Source organism: Sphingomonas sp. ABOLH, from assembly GCF_003951715.1.
GTDB classification, from domain to species: Bacteria; Pseudomonadota; Alphaproteobacteria; order Sphingomonadales; family Sphingomonadaceae; genus Sphingomonas; species Sphingomonas hankookensis_A.
Genome location: NZ_QQWV01000104.1, coordinates 1 through 1368, shown reverse-complemented (window position 1 = coordinate 1368; position 1368 = coordinate 1). Strand labels below are relative to the sequence as shown.

Here is a 1368-nt window from a genome sequence, read left to right as displayed (position 1 = left end):
CTCTTGGGAAAGAACGGCCGCAGCCGCTCAATCTGCTCATCCGTCAGCCAAAACAGGTCACTCATTCCGGTCTCCTCGCGGAGCCTGAATCAGATCGCGACGCTCACATCAATGGGTCCTGACCCTACGGAGATGATTTCGGGGATGATATCCGTAGCCTCATTCCACACGTGCAGGGATCGCTTGACGCGCGAAAAGCCGCTTTGGCGAAGATAATTTCACAAGGCGATCTAATGGATATTGACGATGAGGACATTGCCGGCTGCACCGTCTTGATGCGTCAGGATGGAAGTCAATACACCGTGTATCTTCTTGGGGATAATAAATTCTCTACGAAATTTCCACTTAGTGTAAATGTTCCACCGAATGGTTTACTTGATTATGATCGAGTAAAAAATGAAATGGTAAGAGTATTAGATGATATTGTAACGCCAGGACTACGTCAATGAGCGTGCGGCTAACCTGGCAAACTGTGTTAGAAAACTATGAAACTTACAGAGATGAACAGACTAAAGAGCCAGAAAACCATACCTACCGCCTTGTTGGACAGGTTTCAATTGGTCTAAGCGTTGCAGTTTTTGTTAATTCTTTGACCGACGACAATATATCGGTCCTAGTAACAGCATTATCAATACTAATTGGCTTTGCATTTGCTGCAATGTTTCCCATTGCCTTAGAAAGTGTGTCAGGCCTACCACGTCCGCAATTTTCAGAAGATAAGGACGATATTAGGGTCATTCGGCAGCTAGCAGTCTATTTTAGATACAATGTTGCTTATTTTATACCCTTAGCTCTTTTATGCGTTGCAACGCTTTTGTTACAGATGCTAGAGCCGGAAATTCCGAGCTTTCTTATTCAATTGAAGAATTGTATAAAGAACGCCCTATCCGGCCAGTGGAATAACTTTAAGATAGCAATAAATATTATTCCATCGGCGCTTTTGGCCTTTTCGATATTTCTTATCCAAGAGTGTTGCTACACATTCTACAGGATGTGCTTCAATGCTTTGGCATTACTTAGAATAAAAGAAGAATACGTTGCAAATCGGCCTGATGAGCCATAATGTCGATTATACTATTCGATTCTATTGAAAATATTATTTGGCGTCTGAATGGGCAATGCTCCCAGGCGTCTATGGGCCATGCGATGACAGTTCGCGCAAAGCAGCACTAAATCTGTTAGCCTTACCTTAGAACCCGGCTTGAGTGTGTGAACCGGCTTCACATGGTGAACCTCGATATTGAGCTGCCCCCTTCTGAGTGGTCCATCGACTATGACAGTCTGGATCAAGGAAGGGACGACGCATGCCTGCCAAGAAGCACAAGCCTGAGGAGATCATCGGGAAGCTGCGTGAGGTCGAGATCATGC

Annotated in this window: 3 protein-coding genes; 2 read left to right on the top strand and 1 reads right to left on the bottom strand. The window is 44.7% G+C overall.

The annotated features are described in order from the left end of the window. Positions 1-233 precede the first annotated feature (233 nt). Together CA237_RS19415 and CA237_RS19410 are read left to right on the top strand one after the other, a co-directional pair. The gene (locus CA237_RS19415) at positions 234-449 is read left to right on the top strand and encodes a hypothetical protein (RefSeq protein WP_126015327.1); all 216 of its coding nucleotides are present in this window, start codon (positions 234-236) and stop codon (positions 447-449) included. Next, positions 446-1063 (top strand): hypothetical protein, encoded by a 618-nt coding sequence (locus tag CA237_RS19410; RefSeq protein ID WP_126015325.1) that lies wholly within the window; start codon positions 446-448, stop codon positions 1061-1063. Before CA237_RS19415 ends, CA237_RS19410 begins: the two co-directional genes overlap by 4 nt. An 11-nt stretch (positions 1064-1074) precedes the next feature. On the opposite strand, the gene CA237_RS19405 is transcribed toward CA237_RS19410, so the two are convergent. Next, complete coding sequence (locus CA237_RS19405) at positions 1075-1290, bottom strand: HNH endonuclease (RefSeq protein ID WP_126015323.1); 216 nt, start codon at positions 1288-1290, stop codon at positions 1075-1077. Positions 1291-1368 lie beyond the last annotated feature (78 nt).